The 23,994-nt window shown below is 66.8% G+C and carries 21 protein-coding genes; 9 read left to right on the forward strand and 12 right to left on the reverse strand.

What is annotated here, in order from left to right; translation table 11 throughout:
• Window positions 1-7 precede the first annotated feature (7 nt).
• From AC5P7U_RS03335 to AC5P7U_RS03345, 3 genes are read right to left on the reverse strand one after another with little or no spacing between them, the layout of a single operon-like run.
• Window positions 8-1,324: a FapB/FapC family functional amyloid domain-containing protein gene (locus tag AC5P7U_RS03335; RefSeq protein ID WP_164087474.1), complete on the reverse strand. Its 1,317-nt coding sequence runs from the start codon at window positions 1,322-1,324 to the stop codon at window positions 8-10.
• 42 nt (window positions 1,325-1,366) lie between these two features.
• The gene (locus AC5P7U_RS03340; protein WP_197562916.1) at window positions 1,367-1,984 is read right to left on the reverse strand and encodes a FapB/FapC family functional amyloid domain-containing protein; all 618 of its coding nucleotides are present in this window, start codon (window positions 1,982-1,984) and stop codon (window positions 1,367-1,369) included.
• Window positions 1,981-2,511, reverse strand: a complete 531-nt coding sequence (locus AC5P7U_RS03345) for a FapA family amyloid fibril periplasmic chaperone (RefSeq protein WP_197562914.1) — start codon at window positions 2,509-2,511, stop codon at window positions 1,981-1,983. The genes AC5P7U_RS03340 and AC5P7U_RS03345 overlap by 4 nt, the downstream gene beginning before the upstream one ends.
• 395 nt (window positions 2,512-2,906) lie before the next feature.
• Here AC5P7U_RS03345 and AC5P7U_RS03350 point away from each other — a divergent pair, with 395 nt between their 5' ends.
• The 4 genes from AC5P7U_RS03350 to AC5P7U_RS03365 all read left to right on the forward strand — a co-directional run bounded on the left by AC5P7U_RS03350 (window position 2,907) and on the right by AC5P7U_RS03365 (window position 5,455).
• The gene (locus tag AC5P7U_RS03350) at window positions 2,907-4,262 is read left to right on the forward strand and encodes a sigma-54 interaction domain-containing protein (protein WP_197562912.1); all 1,356 of its coding nucleotides are present in this window, start codon (window positions 2,907-2,909) and stop codon (window positions 4,260-4,262) included.
• Window positions 4,263-4,330: 68 nt separating this feature from the next.
• Window positions 4,331-4,792: a helix-turn-helix domain-containing protein gene (locus tag AC5P7U_RS03355; protein WP_197562910.1), complete on the forward strand. Its 462-nt coding sequence runs from the start codon at window positions 4,331-4,333 to the stop codon at window positions 4,790-4,792.
• 10 nt (window positions 4,793-4,802) lie between these two features.
• Window positions 4,803-5,228, forward strand: coding sequence for a VOC family protein (locus tag AC5P7U_RS03360; protein WP_197562908.1), 426 nt, complete (start codon window positions 4,803-4,805; stop codon window positions 5,226-5,228).
• Window positions 5,225-5,455 carry a hypothetical protein gene (locus tag AC5P7U_RS03365; RefSeq protein WP_197562906.1) on the forward strand — a complete coding sequence of 77 codons (231 nt, stop codon included), beginning with the start codon at window positions 5,225-5,227 and terminating at the stop codon, window positions 5,453-5,455. Before AC5P7U_RS03360 ends, AC5P7U_RS03365 begins: the two co-directional genes overlap by 4 nt.
• 7 nt (window positions 5,456-5,462) lie before the next feature.
• On the opposite strand, the gene AC5P7U_RS03370 is transcribed toward AC5P7U_RS03365, so the two are convergent.
• The 3 genes from AC5P7U_RS03370 to AC5P7U_RS03380 all read right to left on the reverse strand — a co-directional run bounded on the left by AC5P7U_RS03370 (window position 5,463) and on the right by AC5P7U_RS03380 (window position 8,598).
• Window positions 5,463-6,158, reverse strand: a complete 696-nt coding sequence (locus tag AC5P7U_RS03370) for an HAD family hydrolase (protein ID WP_197562904.1) — start codon at window positions 6,156-6,158, stop codon at window positions 5,463-5,465.
• Between the two features lie 105 nt (window positions 6,159-6,263).
• Window positions 6,264-7,004 (reverse strand): DNA/RNA non-specific endonuclease, encoded by a 741-nt coding sequence (locus AC5P7U_RS03375; protein ID WP_006446468.1) that lies wholly within the window; start codon window positions 7,002-7,004, stop codon window positions 6,264-6,266.
• Window positions 7,005-7,293: 289 nt separating this feature from the next.
• Window positions 7,294-8,598: a hypothetical protein gene (locus tag AC5P7U_RS03380; protein ID WP_414554658.1), complete on the reverse strand. Its 1,305-nt coding sequence runs from the start codon at window positions 8,596-8,598 to the stop codon at window positions 7,294-7,296.
• A gap of 152 nt (window positions 8,599-8,750) precedes the next feature.
• Between AC5P7U_RS03380 and AC5P7U_RS03385 the strand changes: the two genes are divergently transcribed.
• From AC5P7U_RS03385 to AC5P7U_RS03395, 3 genes are all read left to right on the forward strand, one after another.
• Window positions 8,751-10,325: a S15 peptidase family protein gene (locus tag AC5P7U_RS03385; protein ID WP_197562902.1), complete on the forward strand. Its 1,575-nt coding sequence runs from the start codon at window positions 8,751-8,753 to the stop codon at window positions 10,323-10,325.
• A gap of 25 nt (window positions 10,326-10,350) precedes the next feature.
• Complete coding sequence (locus AC5P7U_RS03390; RefSeq protein WP_197562900.1) at window positions 10,351-11,832, forward strand: hypothetical protein; 1,482 nt, start codon at window positions 10,351-10,353, stop codon at window positions 11,830-11,832.
• A gap of 101 nt (window positions 11,833-11,933) precedes the next feature.
• Window positions 11,934-12,197, forward strand: coding sequence for a hypothetical protein (locus AC5P7U_RS03395; RefSeq protein WP_414554659.1), 264 nt, complete (start codon window positions 11,934-11,936; stop codon window positions 12,195-12,197).
• On the opposite strand, the gene AC5P7U_RS03400 is transcribed toward AC5P7U_RS03395, so the two are convergent.
• The gene (locus tag AC5P7U_RS03400) at window positions 12,198-13,127 is read right to left on the reverse strand and encodes a DUF6708 domain-containing protein (RefSeq protein ID WP_197562896.1); all 930 of its coding nucleotides are present in this window, start codon (window positions 13,125-13,127) and stop codon (window positions 12,198-12,200) included.
• Window positions 13,128-13,274: 147 nt separating this feature from the next.
• Here AC5P7U_RS03400 and AC5P7U_RS03405 point away from each other — a divergent pair, with 147 nt between their 5' ends.
• A complete protein-coding gene (locus AC5P7U_RS03405) occupies window positions 13,275-14,522 on the forward strand; it encodes a hypothetical protein (RefSeq protein ID WP_197562894.1) in 1,248 nt (415 codons plus the stop codon).
• Between the two features lie 45 nt (window positions 14,523-14,567).
• Here AC5P7U_RS03405 and AC5P7U_RS03410 read toward each other — a convergent pair whose 3' ends face one another.
• Entirely contained in the window at window positions 14,568-16,202 is a 1,635-nt protein-coding gene (locus AC5P7U_RS03410) for a fatty acid--CoA ligase (protein WP_197562892.1), read from the reverse strand.
• A gap of 129 nt (window positions 16,203-16,331) precedes the next feature.
• Between AC5P7U_RS03410 and AC5P7U_RS03415 the strand changes: the two genes are divergently transcribed.
• Entirely contained in the window at window positions 16,332-17,006 is a 675-nt protein-coding gene (locus AC5P7U_RS03415; RefSeq protein WP_197562890.1) for a response regulator transcription factor, read from the forward strand.
• 4 nt (window positions 17,007-17,010) lie between these two features.
• Here AC5P7U_RS03415 and AC5P7U_RS03420 read toward each other — a convergent pair whose 3' ends face one another.
• The 4 genes from AC5P7U_RS03420 to AC5P7U_RS03435 are packed head-to-tail and all read right to left on the reverse strand — an operon-like array spanning window position 17,011 to window position 23,933.
• Window positions 17,011-20,340: a hybrid sensor histidine kinase/response regulator gene (locus AC5P7U_RS03420; protein ID WP_495220791.1), complete on the reverse strand. Its 3,330-nt coding sequence runs from the start codon at window positions 20,338-20,340 to the stop codon at window positions 17,011-17,013.
• Window positions 20,341-20,376: 36 nt separating this feature from the next.
• On the reverse strand, window positions 20,377-20,862 hold the full coding sequence (locus AC5P7U_RS03425; RefSeq protein ID WP_414554661.1) for a MaoC family dehydratase: 486 nt from the start codon (window positions 20,860-20,862) through the stop codon (window positions 20,377-20,379).
• Window positions 20,859-21,737 (reverse strand): alpha/beta fold hydrolase, encoded by an 879-nt coding sequence (locus tag AC5P7U_RS03430; protein WP_006446335.1) that lies wholly within the window; start codon window positions 21,735-21,737, stop codon window positions 20,859-20,861. Before AC5P7U_RS03430 ends, AC5P7U_RS03425 begins: the two co-directional genes overlap by 4 nt.
• Window positions 21,738-21,770: 33 nt before the next feature.
• Complete coding sequence (locus tag AC5P7U_RS03435; RefSeq protein WP_495220792.1) at window positions 21,771-23,933, reverse strand: TonB-dependent receptor; 2,163 nt, start codon at window positions 23,931-23,933, stop codon at window positions 21,771-21,773.
• Window positions 23,934-23,994: the final 61 nt, after the last annotated feature.

The raw sequence follows: 23,994 nt of genomic DNA on the forward strand, positions 1-23,994 counted from the left end.
GTTGCGCTTACTCGCCGCTGCCACCACCGCCGCCGGTGCTGGGCTGGGCGACTGCCAGGGCCAGGCTGTTGGCCTGCAGGTTGCCGGTGCCCGATGCCACGTTCACGCCGATGTTGCCGGAGGCGCCGGAGAAGGCACTGCCCGACAACGCCGAGGTGTTGGTGGCATCGACGTTCACCCAGCGCGTGGTGCTGACCGTGCCGCTGAGGCTGGCGTACAGATCGGCCACGCCCAGCTCGACGAACTGGCTGGTGCCGCTCTCACGCGTGTCGAAGCCCAGGCCGCCCACTCCCGGCCGGTTGGGGTTCATCGTGGCGTTCTGGATCTCGTTGTCCAGGTCGATGTGGCCGGTGCTGTTGCCACCCGGATGCGGCAGTGCGCCGTTCCACGTATCCAGGTAGTAGTTGGCCATCTGGTAGGCATTGCCGGTGCCGCGATAGGTGCCGGCGCCGTAGCCCAGGGTCAGGCCACTGACGCTGCCGCGCATGCCCACCTGTACGGTGTCGGTGTAGGACTGCACGAAGCCGGCGTTGCTGACGGTGTTGCCGGTGGAGACCTGGTTGGAGCTGATGCTGGATTGGGCAACGGCGGTGGTCGCCACCGAGGCGGCCAGCGCGTTCTTCTGCTCGTTGTTGTTGCCCGACGCGATGTTCACGCCAATGTTGCCCGAGGCACCGCCGAAGGCATTGCCGCCAAGCGTGGCCGCATTGGTGACACCGGCGTTCTGGGTGACGTTGCCGAACCCGGCCTGGTTGACGAACACTTCGGCGTCGGCCATGCCGAAGCTGAAGGAGGCATCCGCCGCCGACAGCGATGCGGCGTTGTCCTGCGCGTTGTTGTCGCCGGACACCACGTTGAAGCCGAGATTGCCAGACGCGCCTGCGCCTACGCTGTCGCCGATCGAGGCACGGTTGGTGACCAGGCTGTTGCTGGTGGCGTTGTTGCTGATCGACTGGCGGTTGTCGATCACCGCGATGGCCGCCGAATCGAGGTCGATGTCGCCGGTGATGGTCGGATCACCGGAGAAATTGACGTCGGTGCTCAGGCGCAGGTCCTTTTCCAGGTTCACGTCGACGCCGTGATTGTTCTTTTCCTTGCGTTCGTCGGCCTGGATGTTGCTGTGCTTCTGCACATTGACGTTGACGGTGCGGTTGCGTACGTCGTTGTCGGTGTGATTGTGGGTGTCGTTGCGGGTTTCGCTGACGGTGTGGTTGTGGTTGATGTTCGCGTTGGCGTTCTGGTTGTCCCAGCCATTGGCCGCAGCGGCGGTCGAGGCAGTGGCAATCGCCATGGCGAGCATGGTCCGTTTGACGGTCGCTTTCATGGTGCCCTCTCTCTCATCGGATGGTGCATCGGTGGGTGGTTGTCACGGGCGGTCCTGCACGACCAGGCCCAGTACGTTGGCCGTGTCGTTGCCGCTGCCCGCGATCTGATTGAGTTGCAGGACCCCGTCGAATCCCCGCAGTGCGGTGCTGGCTACACCGGCGCTGCGGGTTCCGGCCGCAGCGCCGTGATCGACGCTGTCCCGCCCCCCTGCCAACGCGGAACCTTCGGCGGCCAGGGCCGTGTCGTCGGTTTCGCGTATGCCCTGTCGGGCCAGGGTCGCGCTGACGACGTTGAGCGTCGTGTTGGCGCTGCCGCTGGCCTGGTTGATCGAAGCTATGCCGCTGGCGCCCGCCAGTGCCTCACCGCCGATGTGCGCGGCGGCATGCAGGGGTGCGGACAGCACCCGGTTGCCGTTCTGCAGCTGTTGCGCGCTGATGGCCACATCGGCGCGTTCAGCGCGGGCGATGCCGCGCAGATTGGCCTGCAGGTTGAAATCGCCTGCCGCCTGGTTTACCGCGATGGCGCCGCTGGCACCTGCCAGTGCGCGGCCCTCGATGCGGGCCAGGTCCAGGTAGGCGAGCATGCCGCTGTAGTCGTCGGCCGATGCAGTCAGCGGCGCGGCAATCACCGCCAGCAGCGGCCAGGCCAGGGCCTTCATTTGCCACCTGCCGGGGCGGTGCCCTGCAGCGGGAACTGGCCCAGCGCGCCGCGCACCGTATCGGCGATGCCACGGGTGCTGTTGCCGACCGCGCCCAGCGGGCCACTCATTGCGCCGCCCAGACTGCTGCCGACCATGCCGTCGCCGTTGCGGCCCAGCGTGCCGCCCAGGGCCTGCTGGGTAACGCGTTCAACGGTGGTGCCGCCCGGCGCGGTCGTGGGAGTGATATGGCCTGCACCCATTCCCGCGTAGTCGGCATCGCTGAGCTCATCCATTCCGGAGGCCGGGTCACCGCTTCCGAGCGCCGCGGCGACCTCACGCTGCGGCTTCGGATCGGCGATCAGCGCGATGCCCGGTGGCGCCATGCGGTAGGCCGGCCGGGCCGCGACATCGCGCAGCAGGACTATTTCGCCCGGTTGTGCCTTCACACCCTGGCGAGCGCCGGACGCGCCTGCACCCGTGGCGACGGCCAGCAGGGCAAGGGCCAGCGATGCAGCCAGGCCACGAATCAGGGTGGTGCCGTCCATGCCGATCTCCCGCGATGGGTGCGGCGGAACCACGCATCAACCGTGCCAACTGCCAAAGGCTGGTGCAGCAGCCGATGCCGGTGGTGCGGGGGGGTGGGGTGCTGCCGGACTGTTACAGCGGCGTCGGGAAATTGTTGGGGTTGCGCAACCCGCAGGCGCCACAGGGCAAGGGGACGGCCGACTGTCGCATTGTTGTTACAGGTGCCGTCGCGGACTGCAACGGTGCCGCTTCAGCCGGTGATTTCTTGACGCGCTGCCCATTGCGCCGCCGTTTAGCGCGGCGCTAGGATCCGCCCAACAAAGGCCGCCGAGGTGGCCGTGGAAATCCCGGCGGAGGGCGGCACGCCGGCGATCGACTGACAGTCCGCCGACGGTGTCCGGATGCTGGGGGAAGCATGGCGGCGGTCCCGGAAGCTTCAAGCTCGCGCTGTGTGTTGTGGTTTGGCCAGCCGCTGCCGAACGAGCGCAGCGCGCTCGCGGCCGCAGGCTGGTACGTGCGCAGCATTCAACCCGACCCTGCCATGGCGATCGGGCTGCGTGGCCGTGATCGATTGCTGGCCGTGATCGATCTCCGCCACCTGGACGCAACGGCGTTGCAGCTGCTCGCGCCATGGATCGAACAGCACCTGCATCTGCCCTGGCTGGCAGTGCTGCCGCCGGGCGCAGGCGCCACACCGTCGGCATGGTTGCCCGTGCTGCAGCACTGTCCTGCGCGGTTCACCCTGCCATTCGGCCTGCAGGACCTGGTCTGCGCGATGCGCAGCCAGTTCGATGCGGATGATCCGCCCACCGACGAGGCCTGTGCAGGGCAGGGGCCGCGCGCATTGATCGGCGAAAGCCCGGCGCTGCATGCGGTGCGCACGGTACTGCACAAGTTCGCACCGGTCGAGCTGCCGGTGCTGGTCACCGGCGAAACCGGCACCGGCAAGGAGCTGGCCGCGCATGCGCTGCATGCGCTGTCCGGGCGTGCCGGCAAGCCTTTCATCGCAGTGAACTGCGGTGCGATTCCGGCCAACCTGGTGCAGTCGGAACTGTTCGGGCACGAGCGCGGTTCCTTTACCGGCGCCGACAAGCGCCAGATCGGCGTGTTCGAATCCGCGCAGGGCGGCACCGTGTTCCTGGATGAAGTGGGCGATCTGCCCGCCGAGGCGCAGACCAGCCTGCTACGGGTGTTGCAGGAGGGGACGTTCGAGCGTGTCGGCAGCAGCCAGTCGCTGCGTGCCGATGTCCGCGTGCTGGCCGCGACCCACGTCGAACTGGAACAGGCGGTGGCGCAGGGGCGGTTCCGCAGCGATCTCTATTACCGGCTCAACGTGCTGCGCCTGCTGATGCCACCGCTGCGCGAGCGCGGCGCCGATGTGCTGCTGCTGGCCGAGCACTTCCTGCGTTGCTTCCGGCGGCGCCACACGGTGCGCGCACGCGGCTTCTCGCCCACAGCGAGCCAGGCAATGCGGCGCTTTGGCTGGCCCGGCAATGTGCGTGAACTGCTCAACCGGGTGCAGCGGGCGGCGATCATGGCCGAGGGCGAGCTGATCAGCGAGCGTGACCTTGAACTGGGCGAACCGGCAGAGGTAATGCCCAGCGCGATGCTGCATGATGCGCGCGGCCAGGCCGAACGCGATGTACTGCTGCAGACGCTGCGCCACACCGGCTACAACGTGTCCGAGTGCGCACGGCAGATGCAGATTTCGCGGGTGACGGTGTACCGGCTGTGCCGCAAGCATCGGCTGGAGCTGCCGGCACAGCGCTGAGCCGGGTTGACGCCGCCGCCCGTACCACCGAGTCTGCGGCCAACGACCGCCGCCCTTGCCCTGCGCGAATGAACCAGAGCCCCGAACTGCTGCGCCGCCTGCTGCGTGCCAAGGACCGGATGGACCGGGCCAGCCATGAAGACTGGCCGGTTGCCCGCCTGGCCGAGGTCAGCGCGGTTTCCCCCGCCCACTTCGCGCGCTCGTTCAAGCAGGCCTTCGGCCTGCCACCGCACCGTTACCTGCTCAGCCGGCGCATCGAACGGGCGGTGGCGCTGCTGCGCGAGACCGAGCTGGCGATCACCGAGATCGCGGCGCAGACGGGCTGGACCAGCCTGGGGACCTTCGGCCGGATCTTCCGCGACATCACCGGCGACAGCCCGGGCAATGTGCGGGACCGCGAGCGCGCCGGGCACGCCGCGGCGGAGAGCGTACCCGAGTGCCATGCCCGTGCGGCGCAGCGGCCTGACCTCAACATCGCAGTTTTGGAGAAGCGCCGCCGCCAGGCGGTTGCTAACGTGGACCGCACCTGAGGGAGGTCCCATGACGAATACCGTGAACACGGTCGGCCTGTATGTACGCGACCAGGATGAAGCACTCGAATTCTACGTTGGCACGCTCGGTTTCGAGGTGCACACCGACGTGCGCAATGGCAGCTACCGCTGGTTGACGGTACGCAGCCCCGGCCAGGACGGTTTCCAGCTTGGCCTGTTCGTTCCCGGCCCGCCGACCCATGACGCGGCGACGGCGCAGGCGCTGCAGCGGCTGGTGGCCAAGGGGGCGATGCCGCCATTGGTACTGGCGGTGGATGACTGCCAGGCACGCTATGCGCAATGGCAGGCAAAGGGCGTGGAGTTCACCCAGGCACCGGTCGAGCGCTTCGGCGCCATCGACGCCGGATTCCGTGATCCGTCCGGGAACGGCTGGAAGATGATTGAAGCCCTCTCCGAAACGAGGCGTGGTCAATGAGTCGCGGTGGTTGGGCGCGGCCGGTGCACCGCTGGACCTCGATCGTGTTCACCCTGGCGGTGATCGCCAACTTCGTGGCGCGCGGGATGGGGCAGGGTGAACCTGCGGCGTGGATCACCTACTCACCGCTACCTCCGTTGTTCCTGCAGCTGTTCACCGGCCTGTACCTGTTTGCGCTGCACTACGCGGGCAAGCGCCGCAGCGCCTCGCTGGGCGCTGCGGGCTGAGCGTGGATCAGGCGACGGCGTCGACCGCGTAGCCGGCAAGCAGGGCCGGCAGGTCTTCCATGCGCTGGAAGATCACCTGTGCGCCGGCCGCGCGCAGCGCCTCCGGCGTGCTGTGGTGCGGGCCACCTTCGCTGAAGCCGAACACGGTCGCGCCTGCCGCAACGCCGGCGGTCGCCCCCGTAACGGTGTCTTCGATCACCGCGCAGCGCTTCGGGTCCACGCCCAGCGCGGCGGCGGCCGCCAGGTAGACATCCGGGTGCGGCTTGGTTTTCGGCATGTCCTGGCCGCTGTAAACGTGGTCGCCGAAGGCATCGAGGATGCCGACCTTGCCCAGCTGCAGCTGCACCTTGTGCAGGTCGGCACCGGAGGCACAGGCGATCCTGCCGCGGGTGGCCGCCGCAATCGCACGCACCGCCTCCGGCGCACCCTGGATGGCCTGCAGGTCACGCTCCAGCGCGATGTTGCGCTGCAGGCGGAATTCCTCCAGCCATTCCTCGGTGAACGGCTTGCCGGTGCGTTCTTCGATCAGGCCGGCCAGATGGGCCACCGACTGGCCGAGGAAGACTTCACCCGCCTGCGCCGGGGTCAGTTCCCAGCCACGCTCGGTGAGCATCTCGGAAAGCACGCGGGCCACCAGCGGCTCGGAATCGACCAGCACGCCGTCACAGTCGAACAGCACGGCATCGAAGGGAAAACGGGACATCTACAGCTCCTGGGGCAGGCGGTTGGGCGCGGGTATCCGCCATTTTCCCATAGCCGCGAGGCCGAGGCACCCGACGATCGCAGGTGCCTCGACGCGACGGGCCGATCAGCCCAGGTCGCAGCCCGCCGGCTGCGGCCAGGTGGTGGCCGGCAGCATGTTCTTCAGCGAGGCCGGTGCATTGATGGCCACGTAGCTGGCACCCAGCAGCTCTTCCAGGTCGGCGATGGTGACCAGGTAGCTGTCCAGGCTGCCCAGGTTGGCTTCATTGGGGATGATCCAGCTGATCGCCTTGGCGGTGCCGGTGTTCGGGTCGCGGGTGATGATCGTCTTCCAGAAGAATTCCGGGGTCGGGATGCCATGGCTGGCCAGGAAGTAGTCGTTGGAGGCGTCGCCGTAGACCACGCCGCCGTAGACGTCCACCGGCGCGATGTCGCGGTAGCACTCGGCCACGTTCTCAGCCTTCACCCAGATGCCCTGGTTGAAGCTGGACACCTGCGGCACGATGTTGGTCATGTAGTTGGCGCGGCGGATGTAGGTCGTGTTGTAGTCCATGTGGTTGGAGGTCACCAGGTGGCCACGGTCATAGCCGGACCGGATGCTGGCGTACGAGGCGGTGCTGGTCTGGCCGAGGCAGCCGGCCGGCAGGTCCGGGTCCTTGTAGAAGCTGGACGGACGCGCGGCCGAGCCGGTGTCGGCGGTGAGTGTGTATTCGTAGCGGGTGGCGCTGTGGATGCTGCAGTCGTAGGTCAGTACGAAGCCGCCCTTGTTGAGAGTGACGACCTGGGCCTGGGCGGCGCCGGCAAAGGCGCTGAGGACGAACGCGAAGAAGAAGCTTGCAAGACGCATTGCGGTGCTCCAGCAGAAGATTCAGGGCGCAGCCGTCCGCCCCGACCAGGCCGGTGCGAGGTTGGGGAATCGGTTGCGGAGAGGGGTGCTGCGGACTGCGGTGGAACGTGACCGCGACGACAGGGCCGCAGAGGCCGTGCGGTGTCGTAAGCGTCACAAGCTGGCGTCTTTCGGTCAATGACGAAACGACGAAGCTGTGACAGCGCGCAAGCACTGGCAATGTGTCAGACGGAGGAGGACGTCGCTGAAACGCGGGCGTGCTAGAGCGTCGCGATGCCTGTGGCTGTCGTCAGGGGTTCGCCTTCAACAGGTAATCACCCTTGCGTGTTCCCGGCACCAGCGACCACCCCGGCTTCAGCGACAACGACCATCCCGGACCCCATAGCGGCGGGTCTGCGTTTGCCGGTGCCTGCACGAACACGGCCTTCCAGTCGCCCTGCATCAACGCGCCGTCAGAGACGTCCAGGCTGCCCCAGGTGTCGGTCAGCCGCATCGTTGGATACACCGTGCCGTGGCCCGGCAACGGTTGCATCGCGTTGGGATTGAACTGGATGCGCATGCTGTGCAGATCCAACCGCACCACCGGGCCTGTCACGAAGCGCGCACGGTTGTGTTCCAGCTGCGCAAGGCGCTGTTGTTCGCGCAGCGTTTCGGCTTCGTGCAGCAACGGCCCGTCGTAGCGCGCGGCAGCGGCGCGCAGCGCGGTTGCATCCACCTGCATTGGGATGCGTGCCGCTTCGGCCAGGTGCCTGCCGAGATCCCGCGCGTGGCCGGCCAGATCGCGGCGCCAGCCAGGTGCGGCCTGGTCCAGCAGCAGGCCATACGCCGGGCCGGTGGCATAGGCGAAAGAGCGGACGAAGCTGCGATCGTCAACGTGTGCGCGAAGGTCATGCAGCGCTGCCTGGATCCGTGCCGACGGCGTTGGATTACCGACGAACACACCGGTGTACTCGGCCAGGCCCTCGTTCAGTTCCAGCGCCGCTTCTTCCTGCGCGGCTGCTGGGAAATGGCGGTATCGCTCGGCGCGGAATGCCAGCGCATCCGTCATCGCGCTGCGCAGTGCCACCGCATCGGTGGCTTCGAGTGCGTGCGCAAGTGCGCGCCATTCCAGCTGCAGCCAGTAGCGCCCTTCAAGCGTGTCCAGGTGTTCGTTTCCGCCCTCGCTCGGCGCGATGATGGGCAACGCCGGTTGCAGGCGATGGAACATTTCGTGAGCGAGCAGCGTGCTGCGACGGGACGCGTCCTGTGGCAACGGCCACAGCAGCTGCGTCCAGCGTGTGCCCGACCAGTCCACGGCAGTGTTGGCGACGATTGCATCCGCCGGAAGCTGGCCTGCGAACACGTTGCCACGTTCCTTCAGCACGCCACGTGCGTCTGCATGCGAGGCGATGACCTGCCGGCGCTTTGGATCAACCAGCATCATCGGCCCGCACAGGGATTGCCCCCATAGCCGGCCCCGGTCTCCATCGCAGAGCTGTTCGGCGTGCTGGAAGATCCTGTGCGCCGCCGCGTCGGATAGTTCCTGTTCGCTGGCCATCGCGGTACGCAGGGGACATAGCGCCAGGGCGACAGTAAGGACGAGGTGTGGCCTCATGACGTCGATCCATCCTTGGGATTCAGCGCTTCTAGCATCGATTCAAAGGGTGGGCAATGCAGCAAACGTCATGCTGCGACGCAAGGTGCCAGCCACCATTCGCACTGGTACGGTCCGAGCCGTTGCACCACCACCGACGGGGAGAGACGACGATGCGCAAGGTTCTGCTGCTGTTGCTCCTGCTGACCGGGTTGGCCCCCAGCGCCTGGGCGGCCACGGTCAAGACCACCCACCGGACCATTCCCAGCTGGGATGGAACGCCTCTCGGGGCCTTCGTCATCGAACCGCAGGATGCGGGCAGCGGCCGCTACCCGCTGCTGGTGATGCCCAGCAGCTGGGCCGTGCCCAGCGTCGAGTACGTGGGCGTGGCGCAGGCGCTGGCACGGCGCGGCTATGTGGTCATCAGCTACAGCTCGCGTGGCTTCTGGGAATCCGGCGGCAGCATCGACATCGCCGGCCCGGCCACGGTCGAGGATGTCAGCGCCCTGATCGACTGGGCGCTGGACAACACCCGCGCCGATCCGGCCCGCATCGGCGTTTCGGGCATCTCCTACGGCGCCGGCACCAGCCTGCTGGCGGCGGCACGCGATCCGCGCATCAAGGCGGTGGCCGCGCTCAGCGGCTGGGCCGATCTGCAGGCCTCGCTGTACAGCAACGACACCCCCAGCGCGCAGGGGATCGCCCTGCTGGTGGCGGCCGGATTGGCCACCGGGCGCCCCGGCACGGAGCTGGCCACCATCAACCGTAATGTGCTGGTTGGCAATTACCAGGGCGCAGTGGACTCGCTGCTGCCGGTGGCGGCCCAGCGCAGCCCTGCGGCCAGCATCGACGAGATCAACGCCAACCAGCCGGCCGTGTTCCTGGCCAACGCGTTCAACGACAGCCTGTTCCCACCGGGCCAGCTGGTGGACTTCTTCAACCGGTTGAAAGGCCCCAAGCAGCTGCAGCTGCGCCACGGCGACCATGCGCTCAACGAAGCGTTCGGGGCGCTGGGCATTCCCAACGAGGTCTATGACCAGGTGGGCGACTGGTTCGATCACTACCTGAAGGCGGTGGCCAATGGCATCGACCGCCAACCGGCAGTGCAGTTGAAGTCACAGAAGGGCAGCTGGAGCCGCTACCCGGACTGGAAGGCGACCAGCGACGGCGCTGTCAGCTACGGGTTGACCGCACCTTCGGGCCTGCTGCTGCCGACCGGCGGCCTGGCCGAGATGGGCGGCACGACCGGCTGGAACTACCGCATCGGCAGCGGCCTGCTGACCACGGCCAACTCCGGCGTGGCGATGGCCTCCGGCGCGCTGCAGATGATCAACCTGCCGCCGGGTGCCTATGTGCCGTTTGTCGGGCGTAGCGCTGCCGGGGTCTGGCAGGGGCCCGTGCTGTGGAGCCCGCGACGCCTGGACGGCGCGCCGGAGGTGCGCCTGACCGTCACCCCCAGCCGTGCCAACACCACGCTGTATGCCTACCTGTACGCCGAGGATGTGCTGGGCAATGGCCAGCTGATCAGCCACAAGCCGTACACGCTGCGTGGCGCCACGCCAGGGCAACCGAAGACGCTCGACCTGCGCCTGGAAGCGAGCAGCTGGAACCTGCCGGCCGGCAGCCGACTGACCCTGGTGGTCGACACGGTGGACCTGCGCTACTCCGGCATCAGCCAGCTGGGTGGGACGGTGACCTTCAGCTCGCCGGCCGGCGCGCCCTCGATGCTGAAGGTGCCGTTGCATTGAGACTGGCCAGGGGAGGAATGGGCCCATGACCATCGCGCGGCTGCTGCTTGCCGCGGTACTTGTTGCGCCAGGCGCGGCAGGCGCAGCGACGGATTGGCGGGGTACGCTGTTGACGGACCTGGCGGCTGCCGACGCGGCGATGCGCGGCAGTCATCCTGGCACGGTTGACCGGCAGAACCCGGGATTCGTGTTCCAGTTGCGGGATGCGCTGGCCGTTGCGCGGTCACGCGCGGACACGGTCGACAGCTTCGCCGGCTACTGGTGGGCCATGAAGGGTTTCGCGGCCTCGTTCAATGATGGCCATGTCAGCCTCAATGCGCGTGCCGCTGCGCCGGAGCTGCCGACGCAGTGGCCGGGCTTCCTGACCGGCTTCGATGGCGACGCGCAGGTGGTGATGAGCGTGGACGATGGCCCGGACCACCCGCCATTGGGTGCACGGCTGCTGTCCTGTGACGGCGTCGATGCGGCGACGCTGGCCGCGCGCCGGGTGGGCGACTTCAATGGGCGCTGGAACCTTCAGGCCAGCCGCATCCAGAGCGGTGGCGAGGTACTGCTGGAGCAGGGCAATCCTTTCCTGCCCACGCCGCACCGCTGCGTGTTCCGCGTCGATGGGCGCGAAAGCACCTACGCGTTGCGGTGGACGGCGCTCGATCCAGGGCAGCGCACGCAGCGGCTGGCCGACACCCGCCGCAGTTTCCGGCCGGCCAACGGCTGGCATGCCCTGCCCGGGGGCGGCTACTGGATCACCACCAGCAGCTTCAATGCCGACCCGGCCGCGCAGAATTTCAAGGAGCTGACAGCGCTGCTTGAAGCGCTTGCGCGGCTGCCCGAACCGCTGCGGCAGGCACCGCGGGTGGTGCTGGATGTACGTGGCAACACGGGCGGCGCGTCTCAGTGGAGCATCGAGCTGGCGCGATTGATCTGGGGACGTGCCGCGGTCGACGCGCTGCCGGAGCACAGCTGGGTGGAATGGCGGACGTCGGATGCCAACATCGCGCAGCTGCGCGGCTTCCTGCAGAAGCTGGAACAGGCGCCGGATGCATCGCCGGAGCTGGTTCGCATGCTGGAAACCGTCACAGCGGGGATGGCGCAGGCGCGAGGGCGGGGGGAAGCCCTGTGGCGTGAGCCGTCGGAGGCCGAGGCGAGTGCGGCGCCGGCGCCCGCCGTACCCGTGCGCGCGGGCAGGGTGTTGATCGTGGCCGATGCCGCCTGTGGTTCCGCCTGCCTGGATGCGCTGGACCTGTGGAAGCGCCTGGGTGCGGTGCAGGTGGGTGTCGAGACCTCGGCCGACAGCCTGTACATGGATGTGAGGCCGGACATGCTGCCCAGCGGACTGGCCCGGATTTCGGTACCGATGAAGGTGTTCCGCGGGCGGGTGCGCGGTTCGAACGAGCCTCACGCACCGGATCGCCGCTATGGTGGCGACATGCGGGATACGCCGGCGCTGGAAGCGTGGGTACTTTCGCTGCAGCAGCACAGTGGTACCGGGCCAGCGGGCCCTCCATAGGAGACCACCGTTTGAACACCCCAGGCCCTGATCCTGCAACCACGCCCTCCCAGGGCAGGGCGCTGCGTCGCTGGATGCTGACACTCGCCGCGTTGTTTGGCGTGACCCTGCTGATCTACCTGGTCAGCGCCCTCCTGCCACTGGCCAGGCCCGGTGGGATATATGGCGGAATGGGGGTGATGATGATGCTGCCGATCCTGTTGGCGTGCGCGGCATTGGCGGCACTGCTGGGCAGCTCGGTGGTTGCGGCGATTGCATGGTGGGTCGGGGTGCGCCGGATCGGGTTCGTTCTGGTGATGCTGATTGCTGCGTGCCTCAGTGCAGTCAGCTTCATTGCGGGCTATGACTCGCCACTGGGCAGGTGATCAGCGCAGGTCCGGCGGATTCATCGACGCATCGCGCACATGGGCATCGCCAGGCTCAGGTCGCAATCGCACTTCGATGTCCGGCGGGAACATGGGAATCCTGCTGGTCCGCATCACTGCCCAGCGCATCATTGCGTGCAGGTGGTTGAACGGCAGCATGGTCAACCACATCACCGCGGGCATCTGCGCGTCGGCGGCGAAGATGCGTTCCTTGCAGAATGCAAGGCTCTCGCGCTTGCCGTCCACCGGCATGCAGTACTGCACCGCATCCAGCACCGCTGCCGGCCCTTCCTCCATGTAGCGCCGCAGGAATTCCCAGTGCGCATGCGCATTCTCGATGCGGGAGGAGGCGATGCAGAAGGCGAATGTTTCCCTGACCGTCGCGCCGTCCGCGTCCAGGATCAGGCCGCGGACATCCCAGTTGCGCCAGCCGAAGGTTCCGGTTCCGCGACCCAGGGTGAAATAGATCTGGTCCCATCCCGCGCTGAGGATCGTCCCGTCCAACCGGAACACATGAACCTGGCGATGCTTGCGGTCGAGCACGATGGGGTAGTAGGTCCAGCGGAACAGTTCGCGGCACGCTACCCGCGCACTTGCTGCAGTGAACGCCGCAAGCATCGCCATGCTGATGAACACGGCTGCCCAGAGGCCATTCTCGTCGGGCAGCTTCTCCAAGACCAGCATCCACAGCAGCATCGACATGACGCCAACTCCGAACGCCACGCCTATCGCACCCAGCAGGGCGACAAAGCCGCGCGGGCCGTACCACCGATCGACTGAGACCAGGCAGTTCGAGTTCATCTTCACGACGCAGAGCTGGGCCAGCAGAGGCACGTCAAGACGCGTCTTCTGCCGCAGCCGATGCTCTCGATCGAACGCGGCGAGGGGACGGTTGCTGGGAAACCCCGAGGTGAAGCCGGTGAAGTCCATGGTCGCTCCTTGCTGCGTGGATTCTAACCAGTTCATCAGCGCGGCCGGAAAACGAAGCGCAGTCCTCATCCAGTGGCTTGCGTTGAAGGGCGTATCCCGGGAGACTCAGAGCGTTGGCGTTCCCGAATCGATAACAAGGATGCTGTCATGGCGCTTCAGCAGGAACTTCGCGACCTGATCAATCTGTCTCATGCGTTGGCCTGGAAGGGCGCGGGAGAATCGCCCAGCGCATCCAACATTCCCGACGAGCCCGGGCTGGTTTCGGCGTTTCTCGATGAATCCATACAGAATCAGCTCGAAGCCAGCCTTCAGAACGCGCTCGGCAGCAGCGCAAGCGTACAGGTCAACAGCATTTTCACCCACAAGACCCCATTGGTGACGCCTGAAGGCCGCAGTGCGGTGGAGATCGGTGATCTGCTGCTGGTGCGGCAGCACTTCGTTACGACAACGGACTCCGTCGAGGGGCGGGCGCTGCTCCTGCAGGCCAAGAGGAACAAGCATCCGGACAGCGGCGACATCTCGGAAGGCAAGCCGCAGATCCAGTATCTCCTGTACAAGGACTGGCCGCGTTTTCACGGTGACGGTCGCCTCGGCCACTGTCCGGACCCGACGCCGACGGGGGGCGTGGAGCAACCCTGGGACTTCAGTCTTTCCAATCCACTGGGCAGGTTTGGCCAGTATGTGGCCATCTTTGATGGCCAGGCCCACCCGCATCCGGCGGTATTACCGCTTGCTGTGCCCACGGCGGCTTTTGATGCATCACGTTATCCGCCTGATGGCGGGAAGGGGACGCCGAGGACAACATGGGCATGCGGACAGGTCCAGCCGACCCCAGCGGTCACGAACATTGCCTGCAAAGATGACTTTGCCGCGGTACTGGAGCAATTCTTCCTTGGCACCGTGGGTGAACACTTCACGCCCGGCACGGTGAGTGGCGACGACCATTGGTCGCGCTTTGTAACCACCATGCTGGGGGCGGCCACGCAATCCAGCTACACATTCCTGTCCTCCCGTACGAACGTGCTGAAACCCACTTCGCGCGGTGCGAAGATAAATACGCTTCTGGGTATCCAGCCCCTGCTCAAACTGGCGATCATGAAGGAGATTGATCGCCACTTTCGCAGTGCGGCGTTCACTGCATCGTTTGACTACGACCACGAGCCGCACTTCTTCCGCCGGGCGACTGAGCGTTCGGAATTCGTCAATCATCTCGCCCACATCCGGCAGAGGCTGCGCCGGGACCTCGATATCGAGTATGGCGGGTGGCTGCCGCCGGACGATATGCCCGGGCCGGACAGGAGTGGGGGAGGTCATGTTCCGATCCTCTCGATCGCCAGCAGTGGACCGAAACCGCTTCTGCTCGAGCCAAGAGAACCCCGCTTCCGAGGCGATTAGCATCGGTGCCAGTGCGCTGGCGGGGCACACTCTGGCCCCGCCCGGTTAGGGTCGCCCCGGATCATGCATGCCCCGCAGCTTTTTCTTGTTGATCTTGCCCACGCTGGTGCGCTCGATGGAATCCACGAAACTGACGCGTTCCGGAATCGCATAGCGTGAGATGTCGCCTGCGCGGCTGCGGGCTGCGATCAGTTCGATGATCTCGGCCTCGGTCACGTCACTGCCCGGCTGCCTGACCACCAGCGGCAGCGGCCGCTCGCCCCATTTCGTATCTGCGATCCCGATAACCGCCACTTCGCTGACCGCCGGATGCAGCGCGATGATGTCTTCCAGCGCCAGCGACGAGATCCACTCGCCGCCGGTCTTGATCACATCCTTGATGCGGTCGGTCACGCGCAGGTAACCGCCTTCGTCGATGTTGCCGATGTCCCCGGTATGCAGGTAGCCGCCCGCCCACAGCGCCTCGGACGCCGCCGGATCGTGCAGGTAGCCTTCGGTGAGCCAGGGCGCGCGTACCACCACCTCGCCGGTGGCGATGCCATCGTGGGGGACATCGTTCATGCCGGGGTCGACGATGCGCAGCTCGACCAGCGGCACCGGTATGCCGGCCTTGGTGCGCAGCGAGAGAACTTCGTCCGCATCGGTCACGGCCTCTGCATCGATCTGGGCGACGGTCAGCAGCGGGCAGGTCTCCGACATGCCATAGCCACCGAAGATGTCGATGCCGCGTGCCAGTGCCCGTTGCGCCAGCGCACGCGGCAGGGCTGCGCCGCCGATGATCACCTTCCAGTTGGCCAGATCGGTGTCCGCTGCAGCGGGGTGTTCCAGCAACATGTGCAGGATGGTCGGTACGCAGTGCGAGAAGGTCACCTTCTCGCGCGCGATCAGTGCCAGCAGGTTGGCTGGCAGGTAGCGTCCCGGGTACACCTGCTTGATGCCCAGCAGTGTGGCCACGTAGGGCAGGCCCCAGGCGTGCACATGGAACATCGGGGTAATCGGCATGTAGACATCACCGCGATGCAGGCGCCCCTGGGTGGCTGCACTCCCCAGCGCGGCCATGCCGGTGAGCGAATGCAGGACCAGTTGCCGGTGGCTGAAATGGACGCCCTTGGGCAGGCCGGTGGTGCCGGTGGTGTAGAACATCGTGGCACGGGTGTTCTCATCGAAGTCCGGGAACTGCGTGACTGCAGGGGCGCCGCGCAGGCCAGCCTCGTACTCGGTCACGAAACCCGCCGGCAAGGGTCCGACGGCATCCTCCAGCAGGATGCGCGTGCGCAGATCCGGCAGCTGCTCGTCGATACCGTCCAGTATCGGCAGGAAATCGCGATGGGCGAGCAGGACCCGCGCGCCACTGTGGTTGAGCGTGTAGGCAATCTGTTCGGGGGCCAGGCGCACGTTCACCATCATCAGCACCGCGCCGATCATCGGCACGGCGAAGTAGGCCTCCAGGTAGCGGTTGCTGTCCCAGTCCATCACCGCCACGGTGTCGCCGTGCTTGACCCCAAGCGAGGTCAACAGACCGGCCAGCTGGCCGATGCGTGCCTGCAGCGTCCGGTAGTCGAAGCGGACCGAATCGCCATAGACAATTTCCTGGCCTGGGTTCACCGCCAGTGGCGTGTGCAGCAGCTGCTTGATCAGCAGCGGACAGGTGGAGGCGCCGGCAGCAGCGGGGATTGGCATGGGGTGTCCTCGTGGGCGACGTATGGGTGGCCGCCCTTCATGCCGCCACACTAGCCGCACGCCCACGCGGCGCCAGCGTACCTAGGTACGCCTCCCCGAGGCGGGGCGATTTGCTACTCTCGCCTGCACATGCCAACCCTGCTCATCGCCGACGATCACCCCTTGTTCCGCGCGGCGCTGCATCGTGCGGCCGAAGAGGCGGTGGCCGACCTGCAGATCAGTGAGGCCGATTCACTGGACGGCGTGCTTGACGTGCTCGAGCGCCAGCCGATCGACCTGATGCTGCTGGACCTGCACATGCCGGGCAACCACGGCCTGGCCGGACTGGCCACGCTGCGCGCGTTGCAGCCGGGGCTGGCGATCATCATCGTTTCGGCCAATGAAGAGCCGCAGGTGATCCGCCGTGCCATCGACCTCGGCGCCGCCGGCTACCTGCCCAAGAGTTCAGGCCTGAACGAACTGCACTCCGCGCTGCAGTCCGTGCTGGAAGGCGAACGCTGGATACCTTCACTGCTGCGCGAACCGGTGGCCCGGGTCGGGGCCTTCAGCAAGGACGCCGACCTGGCCGCGCGCCTGGCCAGCCTGTCGGCGCATCAGTACCGGGTATTGAGCCTGGTGGCCGAAGGCCTGCTCAACAAGCAGATTGCGGACCGGCTCGGGGTGCAGCTGCGCACCGTCAAGGCGCACATGACACGGATCATGGAACGGTTGGGAGTCCGCAATCGCGCGCAGGCGATCCGCGTGCTGCATGAGATGGGACTGGCCGATCCGTCCCGGCAGATCGAAGACACAGCAGAGCGCTGACCGTTCAGGGCGTTGCCGCTGCGGGAGAGGCCAGCAGATGGTTGATCGCCCAGCGCAGCGCCAGTGGCCTGAAGGGCTTGCTCAGCAGTGACAGCCCTGTGCCGCGCACTGCCTCACGGGTTTCGGCGCCGGTATCCGCACTGAGGATCACCGTGGGCCGTGGCCCGTGTGCTGCCGCCAGGCGCGTGAACAGTTCAACGCCGGTATCGCCGTCATCGAGGTGGTAGTCGAACAGCCACAGTGCCGCATCGTGCGCAGCCGCTTCGATGCCTTCGGCACCGCGCAGGGCGATGACATCGCAGCCCCAGGACAGCAGCAGCTGCTGCATGGCCGCCAGTGCGTCGGCATCGTTGTCGACCACCAGCACACGGGTGCCCCTGAGGGTGCTGCCGGCGTTGGCAGGCGGCTCGATCCGCGGAGCCGCCGGTGCAGCACTGCGCGCCACGCAGACCGAGAACACCGCACCGCGATTGACCACGCTGCGCAACTGCAACGGTGCGTGCAGCAGGGCCGCGATGCGTTGCGCGATGGTCAGCCCCAGCCCCAGGCCCTGGCCATTGCTGCGGTCCACCCGATGGAATTCCTCGAACACCACCGCCTGCTGCTCGGCGGCGATGCCGGGCCCGGTGTCGTGTACGCAGATGGACAGGCATTGGCCGTGGCGACGCACGCCCAGCAGAACGCCACCGTGCCGGGTGTAGCGGATGGCATTGGCCAGGAAGTTCTGCAGCACGCGGCGCAGCAGCAGCGGATCGCTATGCACCCAGGCGTTGGTGCGCAGGTAACGGAACTGCAGACCGCGTGCCGTTGCCAGTACTGAAAATTCCTGCGCCAGCGGGTCCAGCACGGTTGAAAGTGCGAACGGGCGCGGATCGGCCACCAGCCCACCCGCTTCCAGCCGGGAGATGTCCAGCAGGCCGGACAGCAGGTCATCGGTGGAATCCAGCGCACCGCGGATCTGGCGCAGGAAACTGTCCAGGAAGCCGGATTCGATGTGCTGCGACATGGCATCGGTCAGCAGCTGTGCCGCGTGCAGGGGCTGGATCAGATCGTGGCCGACGGCCGTGAGGAAGCGGGTTTTGGCCGCGTTCGCGCGCTCGGCGTCCTGTACCGCCTGCTGCAGCCGGGCGGTACGGTCCTGCACGCGGCGCTCCAGTGTTTCGTTGCTGCGCTTCAGTGCATCCTCGGCGCGACGGAATGCGGTGACATCGGTGAAGGTGGCTACGTAGCCGCCACCGGGCATCGGGTTGCCGCGGATCTCGACGATGGTGTTGTCCGGGAAAACCCGCTCGGAGAGGTGCGGGGTGCCGCGCTGCATATGCGCGACGCGACGCTGCAGTGCCTGCTGCGGAGAGTCAGCGGGGCCCTCGCCGATCTTCAGCTGCGCCAATGCCCAGGCGGTGAGGTTGATCACCGGCTGCCCGACCTGCAGCAGTTCAGGCGGAAACCGGAACAGCGCAGCGTAACGGCTGTTCCAGGCCACCAGCTGCAGTTGCGCGTCGACCACGCTGATGCCCTGGCTCATGTTTTCCAGCGCCGCTTCCAGCAGGCGCTGGTTGAAGCGCAGTACCTGGGTCGCTTCGCCGACGGCACGGGTCACCGCTTCCAGTGGCGCGGCGCCCCCGTCGCGTGCGGCCTCGACCAGCAGGCGTGCCATGCCGGCGCCGACAACGGCGGTCAGTTCGCGTTCGACGGCAGTGACCCGGTCATCATCCAGCAGTTGCCCGGCATCTCCTGCCAGCAACTGGCGCGCACGCTCCTGGCCGAGGAAGCGGCCGGCGGTCTTCCGCAGCGAGGCCGCTGCCACCGCGTCGCGCCGCCGCGGCAGCGAAGGGCGCACCGCCCGCGATACCAGGGCAACGGTGAGCAGGTTGACCGCCAGGCTCGCGCCCATGCTGATGGCGATGTGGCCGGGCTGCATCCGCAGCGAGACCACCGTCAGCCAGTGCAGGCCCTCCGGGCTGGCGGCCGGTGCAGGGAGCACCATCGGCAGCAGTACCAGCCACAGCCAGGCCAGTGAACCCAGTACGATGCCCGCGACGATGGCCGGGGAGGGCGTGCGTGGGCGGTACACCGCCAGCAGCACCGCCGGTGCCAGCTGCGAGAGCGCGGTGAAGGACATCAGGCCGAAATCGCTGAGCGCCTCGGTATCGCTCATCGCGCGGCTGTACAGCCACGACATCAGGAACACGGCGAGGATGCCGGCACGGCGGAACGCCAGCACGCGCGGACGCAGGTCGGCATGCGCCACGCCGCCCTCGAAGCCACTGATCAGGCGCGAACCCAAGCCGTGGTTGCCGAGCATGATCGACAGGGTCAGGCCGGACAAAATCATCATGCCGGTTGCGGCGCTCAGGCTGCCCAGGTAGGCCAGCAGCGCCAGCAGGTGGTGGCCACCGGCCTGCGGCAAGGCCAGCACGTACAGGTCGGGCGTCACCGACGCCGGCAGCTGCGCGGCTCCGGACAGTGCCATCGGCACCGACGGCAGGCCGATCAGCAGCAGATAGACCGGAAACATCCAGCGCGCCGTTTTCAGGTCCGAGCTCTGGCGCAGTTCCACCACCCCGACATGGAACTGGTGGGGCAGGGTGAAGGCCGAGATCGCACCCAATGCGACCATGGTGAGGTAGTCCGGCACGATGGCCGGTGGCGGCAGCTGCGCCATCCTGTCCAGCAACGGCATGCCGGCCCGGTGCACCGACAATGCCGCATACAGGCCAATGGCCAGCAACGCGGCCAGCTTCAACAGTGATTCCAGCCCCAGCGCGACCACGATGCCACGGTTCGGTTCGGTGGCCGAGGCCTTGCGCGCGCCGAACAGCAGGGTGAAGGCCGCCATCGTCAACGCGAACCAGAACGACATGTCCAGGTGCGCGCCGGCCGGTGCGAAGCGACCGCCAAGCAATGCCCCCAGTCCCTGGCTGACGGCTTTCAGCTGCAGCGCGATATAGGGAATGATGCCGAACAGAGCAACCAGAGTGATGGTGAAGCCGAGGCCGCGATCTGCGCGCAGCCGGGCCACCACCAGGTCGGCGATGGTGGCACTGTTGTGCTGCTTGGCCAGGCGCCCCAGCCGCACCAGGAAGGGCAGGCCGAAGGCGAAGATCAGCGCCATCCCGGCCAGGGTCGGTGGAATCGGAAAGCCCCATTGCAGGCCCTGCGAAGCGGCGCCGTAATAGGTCCATGCGGTGCAGTGCACCGCCAGCGACAGCGCATAGATGGCCGGCCACGCGCGGGCCAACCGGTGCCCCTGGCGCTCGCCCCAGAGGGCCACGCCAAACAGCAGTACGGTCCACGCAATACAGGCGAACAGGACGACAGTGGGCGTCAACATCGCTCCAGTGTAGGCAGGGAGCCGGGCAGGCGGGTGCTACGGGGCAAGCACGATCAATGACAGCTGCTCAGCAACCAGTGCCAGCTCGCCATCGTCAACGCGTTCGACGGCCTTGCGCTGGGTGAGCAGCCACTGCCCCGGCTGGCGTGCATCCAGCGACACCAGCTGCGAGCGCACCCGTACGTCGGTGCCGCTGGGTACCGGCGCCAGGAAGCGGACCTTGTTCAGGCCGTAATTGAGGACATGGGCGATACCGGGGAATCCGGCCAGGGCCTCCACGTCGTCCTGCACGGTGAGCGAGAGCAGCAGGAAGCCGTGCGCGATGGTGCGCCCAGCGGGCAACTGCGCCTGTGCGCGCCGCGGATCGACGTGGATCCAGTTGTGGTCGCCGGTGGCGTCGGCGAAGGCGTCGATCGTTGCCTGCGTGATGCGCATGCCGGCGCCCACGCGTTCCTCCGCGGCCCACCGCTGCAGGGCCTGCAGCGCACTGGGCAGCGCGTCCGCCACAGGGCCGCTGCTCACCGCACACGCTCCAGCAGGGCCAGGATCGCATCGCGTGCTTCCGGCTCGGACAACATCGGTGCATGGCCGACGTCGGGCACTTCGACCAGGCGGGCACGCTCCGATGTCGCCGCCATCTGCCGGGCAACATCGGCCGGCAGGATATCGGACAACGCACCGCGCACCACCAGCACCGGCACCCGCGCGGTCAGCCCGCGCACCGCGCGCCACAGCACGGGGCGCAGCAGCCACAACAGCCAGGGACGCGTCGTGCGGATCACCGCCGGGTCGTAGTCCAGTTCCAGCCGCCCATCGCTGCGCGGGCGGAAGGTGCGCACCGCCATCGCCCGCCAGTCTTCGGTGCTGAAGCGCGGAAACGCGGCCTTGCCGATCGACGCCACATAGGCCGTGGCCTGCTCCAGATCCATCGGCGGCACCGGCTTGCCGGCGTACTTGCCAATCCGCGCCAGCGCTTCGCGCGGCACTTTCGGGCCGGCGTCGTTCAGCACCGCTGCGGAAATCAGCTGCGGTGCGCGCGAGGCGAGGGTGATGGTCACCAGGACGCCCAGCGAGGTGCCGATGAACACCGCCTTGTCGATGTTCTGCGCGCGCAGCAGCGCCACCATGTCATCTGCGTAGGTGCGCGGGTTGTAGCTGGACGGATCATGCGCACGTTCTGATCCGGCGCGGCCACGCAGGTCAACCGCGATCACGCGCCAGCCCACGGCAGTGAGGATGCCGGCGAGCGCATCGAAATCGGCGCCATTGCGGGTCAGGCCGGGGATGCAGACCACCGTGCCGCGGGCCGCCTGCCCGGTATCCGGTGCATGGTCACGCGCGTGCAGGCGCAGGCCATCGTCGCTGTTCCAGTACAGATCTACGTAAGACTGCATCATGCACGGGGTTTCCTGGAAATCGTATCGGATGCTCTAGAAATCGTAACGGACGCTGAGGCTATATTGGCGTGGCGGGCCGTAGAAGCCAATCAGCGTGCCGACCGCCGGGATGTTGTAGCCGGTGGTGCGGTACTCCTTGTCGGTCAGGTTGGTGCCCTGCAGCGAGAAGGTCCAGGCATCATCCAGACGCCAGATCACACCGGCATTGACCAGCCCGTAGCCGTCCTGGCGGATCACCGGGCTCAGATCAGTGGTCGGCCACACTTCGCTCTGGTAGCTGTAGCTCACCCGTGCCGACAGGTTGCTGCCGTTGGCCAGCTCGGTGCGGTATTCCACGTTCAACGCACCGGAGAATTCCGGCGCATTGGTGAACTTCATCTGCCTGGCCACGTTGACGCCGCGGTCCACGTATTCGTCGTACTTGGTGTCCAGCCAGGCCAGGTTGCCGGAGATCAGCCAGTGCTGGCTGGGCAGGTACTGGTATTCGACCTCCAGGCCCTTGACGGTGCCGGCGCCGGCATTGGTGAAGTCGCCGAAGAAGGAATCATCGATGCCATCGCCATTGGTATCCAGGCCGGTGAACACCGACAGCTGGATGTCCTTGTACTTGTTGTAGAAGGCCGACAGGTTCAGGAACAGGCGCTGGTCGAGGAAGGCCATCTTGCTGCCCACTTCATAGCTGTCGACGGTCTCGTCGTCGAACGGCTCGGCCGAGCGCGGTACCGCCACCGCGTTGGCGCGGATGTTGTAGCCGCCGGACTTGAAGCCACGCGTTGCCAGGCCATAGACCATGATGTCCGGGGTGATCTGGTAGTCCAGCGAGACCTTGGGCGAGACGTTCCTGAAGGTGGTCTTCTTGTCGAAATCCGCGGTCACCGCCACCGGCCGGCTGAAGCCCGGGTCGGCATAGAGGCGGTTCAGCACGATCGCCCGCTTGTCCTCATCGGTGTAGCGGGCGCCCACATCCAGCTTGAGCCTGCGGGTCAGGTCGAAGGTCCAATCCGCATACAGCGCGATGCTGTCGGTCAGCACCTTGCCCTGGTTGTCGGCGAACTGCGCGCTGAAGTAGTTGTTCTGGATCTGGCCACCGGCCTCGCCGCTGAACTGGTACAGGCCGACCACGCCGCGCACGCGACTGCCCGCATCGTAGTTCAGCTGCACTTCGTTGCTGACCTGGTTGTCGTTGTAGGTGCCGCTCACGTCGGCCAGCTTGACCGGCGTGGTATCGAAGTCGATGTTGGCCTCGCTGTCCGATTCGCGCTTGGCCACCACGTACTTCACTGCGATGTCTTCGTTCGGCCGCCAGTTCACCGTGGCCGACGCGCCCTTGGTTTCCACGTTGTTGAGATTGCGCATGCCCGAGCGGATGTCGTAGCGGCTGTCCATCGGCGGGTAGGGACGCAGGAACGGGTTCGGCGCCAGCATCTTCGAGCCGCGCATGCCGGACTGGTCGTCGATCCAGTCCAGAGCGAACTGCACGTCGAAGTCGTCGCCCGCATAGGCGCCAAGATTCAGGCGTGCCGCGTTGATCTGCTTGTCGCTGACCGGTTGGCCGTTGAAGGTGTTTTCGCCAAAGCCATCGTGATTCATGCTGGCCACTGCCACGCGCGCACGCAGGCCGCTGTCGGCGCCGCCGATCGGGCCGCCGATGGCCGCCTTGGCATCGAGCTGGCTGTAGTTGCCCACGGTGATCTGGGCGAAGCCCTCGGTCTGGGTGGGCAGGCCACGCGAGATGTACTTGATCGCGCCGCCGATGGTGTTCTTGCCGTAGAGCGTGCCCTGCGGGCCGCGCAGTACTTCGATGCGCGAGACATCGAACACGTCCAGCAGGGCGCCCTGCGGGCGCGCGATGTAGACGTCATCCAGATAGATGCCCACGCCCGGGTCGGCGCCCCAGGTCGGGTCGGACTGGCCGATGCCGCGGATATAGGCGGTGACCGTGCTGCTGGCGCCGCGCGCAGCGTAGATGGTGAGGTTGGGCACCTGCGCATCCAGGTCACTGATGTCCTGGACATTCATCCTGTCCAGCGCTTCGGAAGTGAAGGCGGTGACCGCCACCGGCACTTCCTGCAGGGTTTCCTCGCGCTTGCGGGCGGTGACCTTGATGCTGTCCAGGTTGGTCGGCGAGGCCGACCGGCCGGCCGGCGGCGCTTCCTGTGCCAGTACCGGCCCCGCGGCCAGCCATGCGCCGATCATGAGACTCAAACCATTCCGCTTCATCCGCTCCTCCCCCAGGCATGTCCGTATTGATGGCCCC

It is taken from the genome of Stenotrophomonas sp. YJH_SMC_57 (assembly GCF_059369755.1).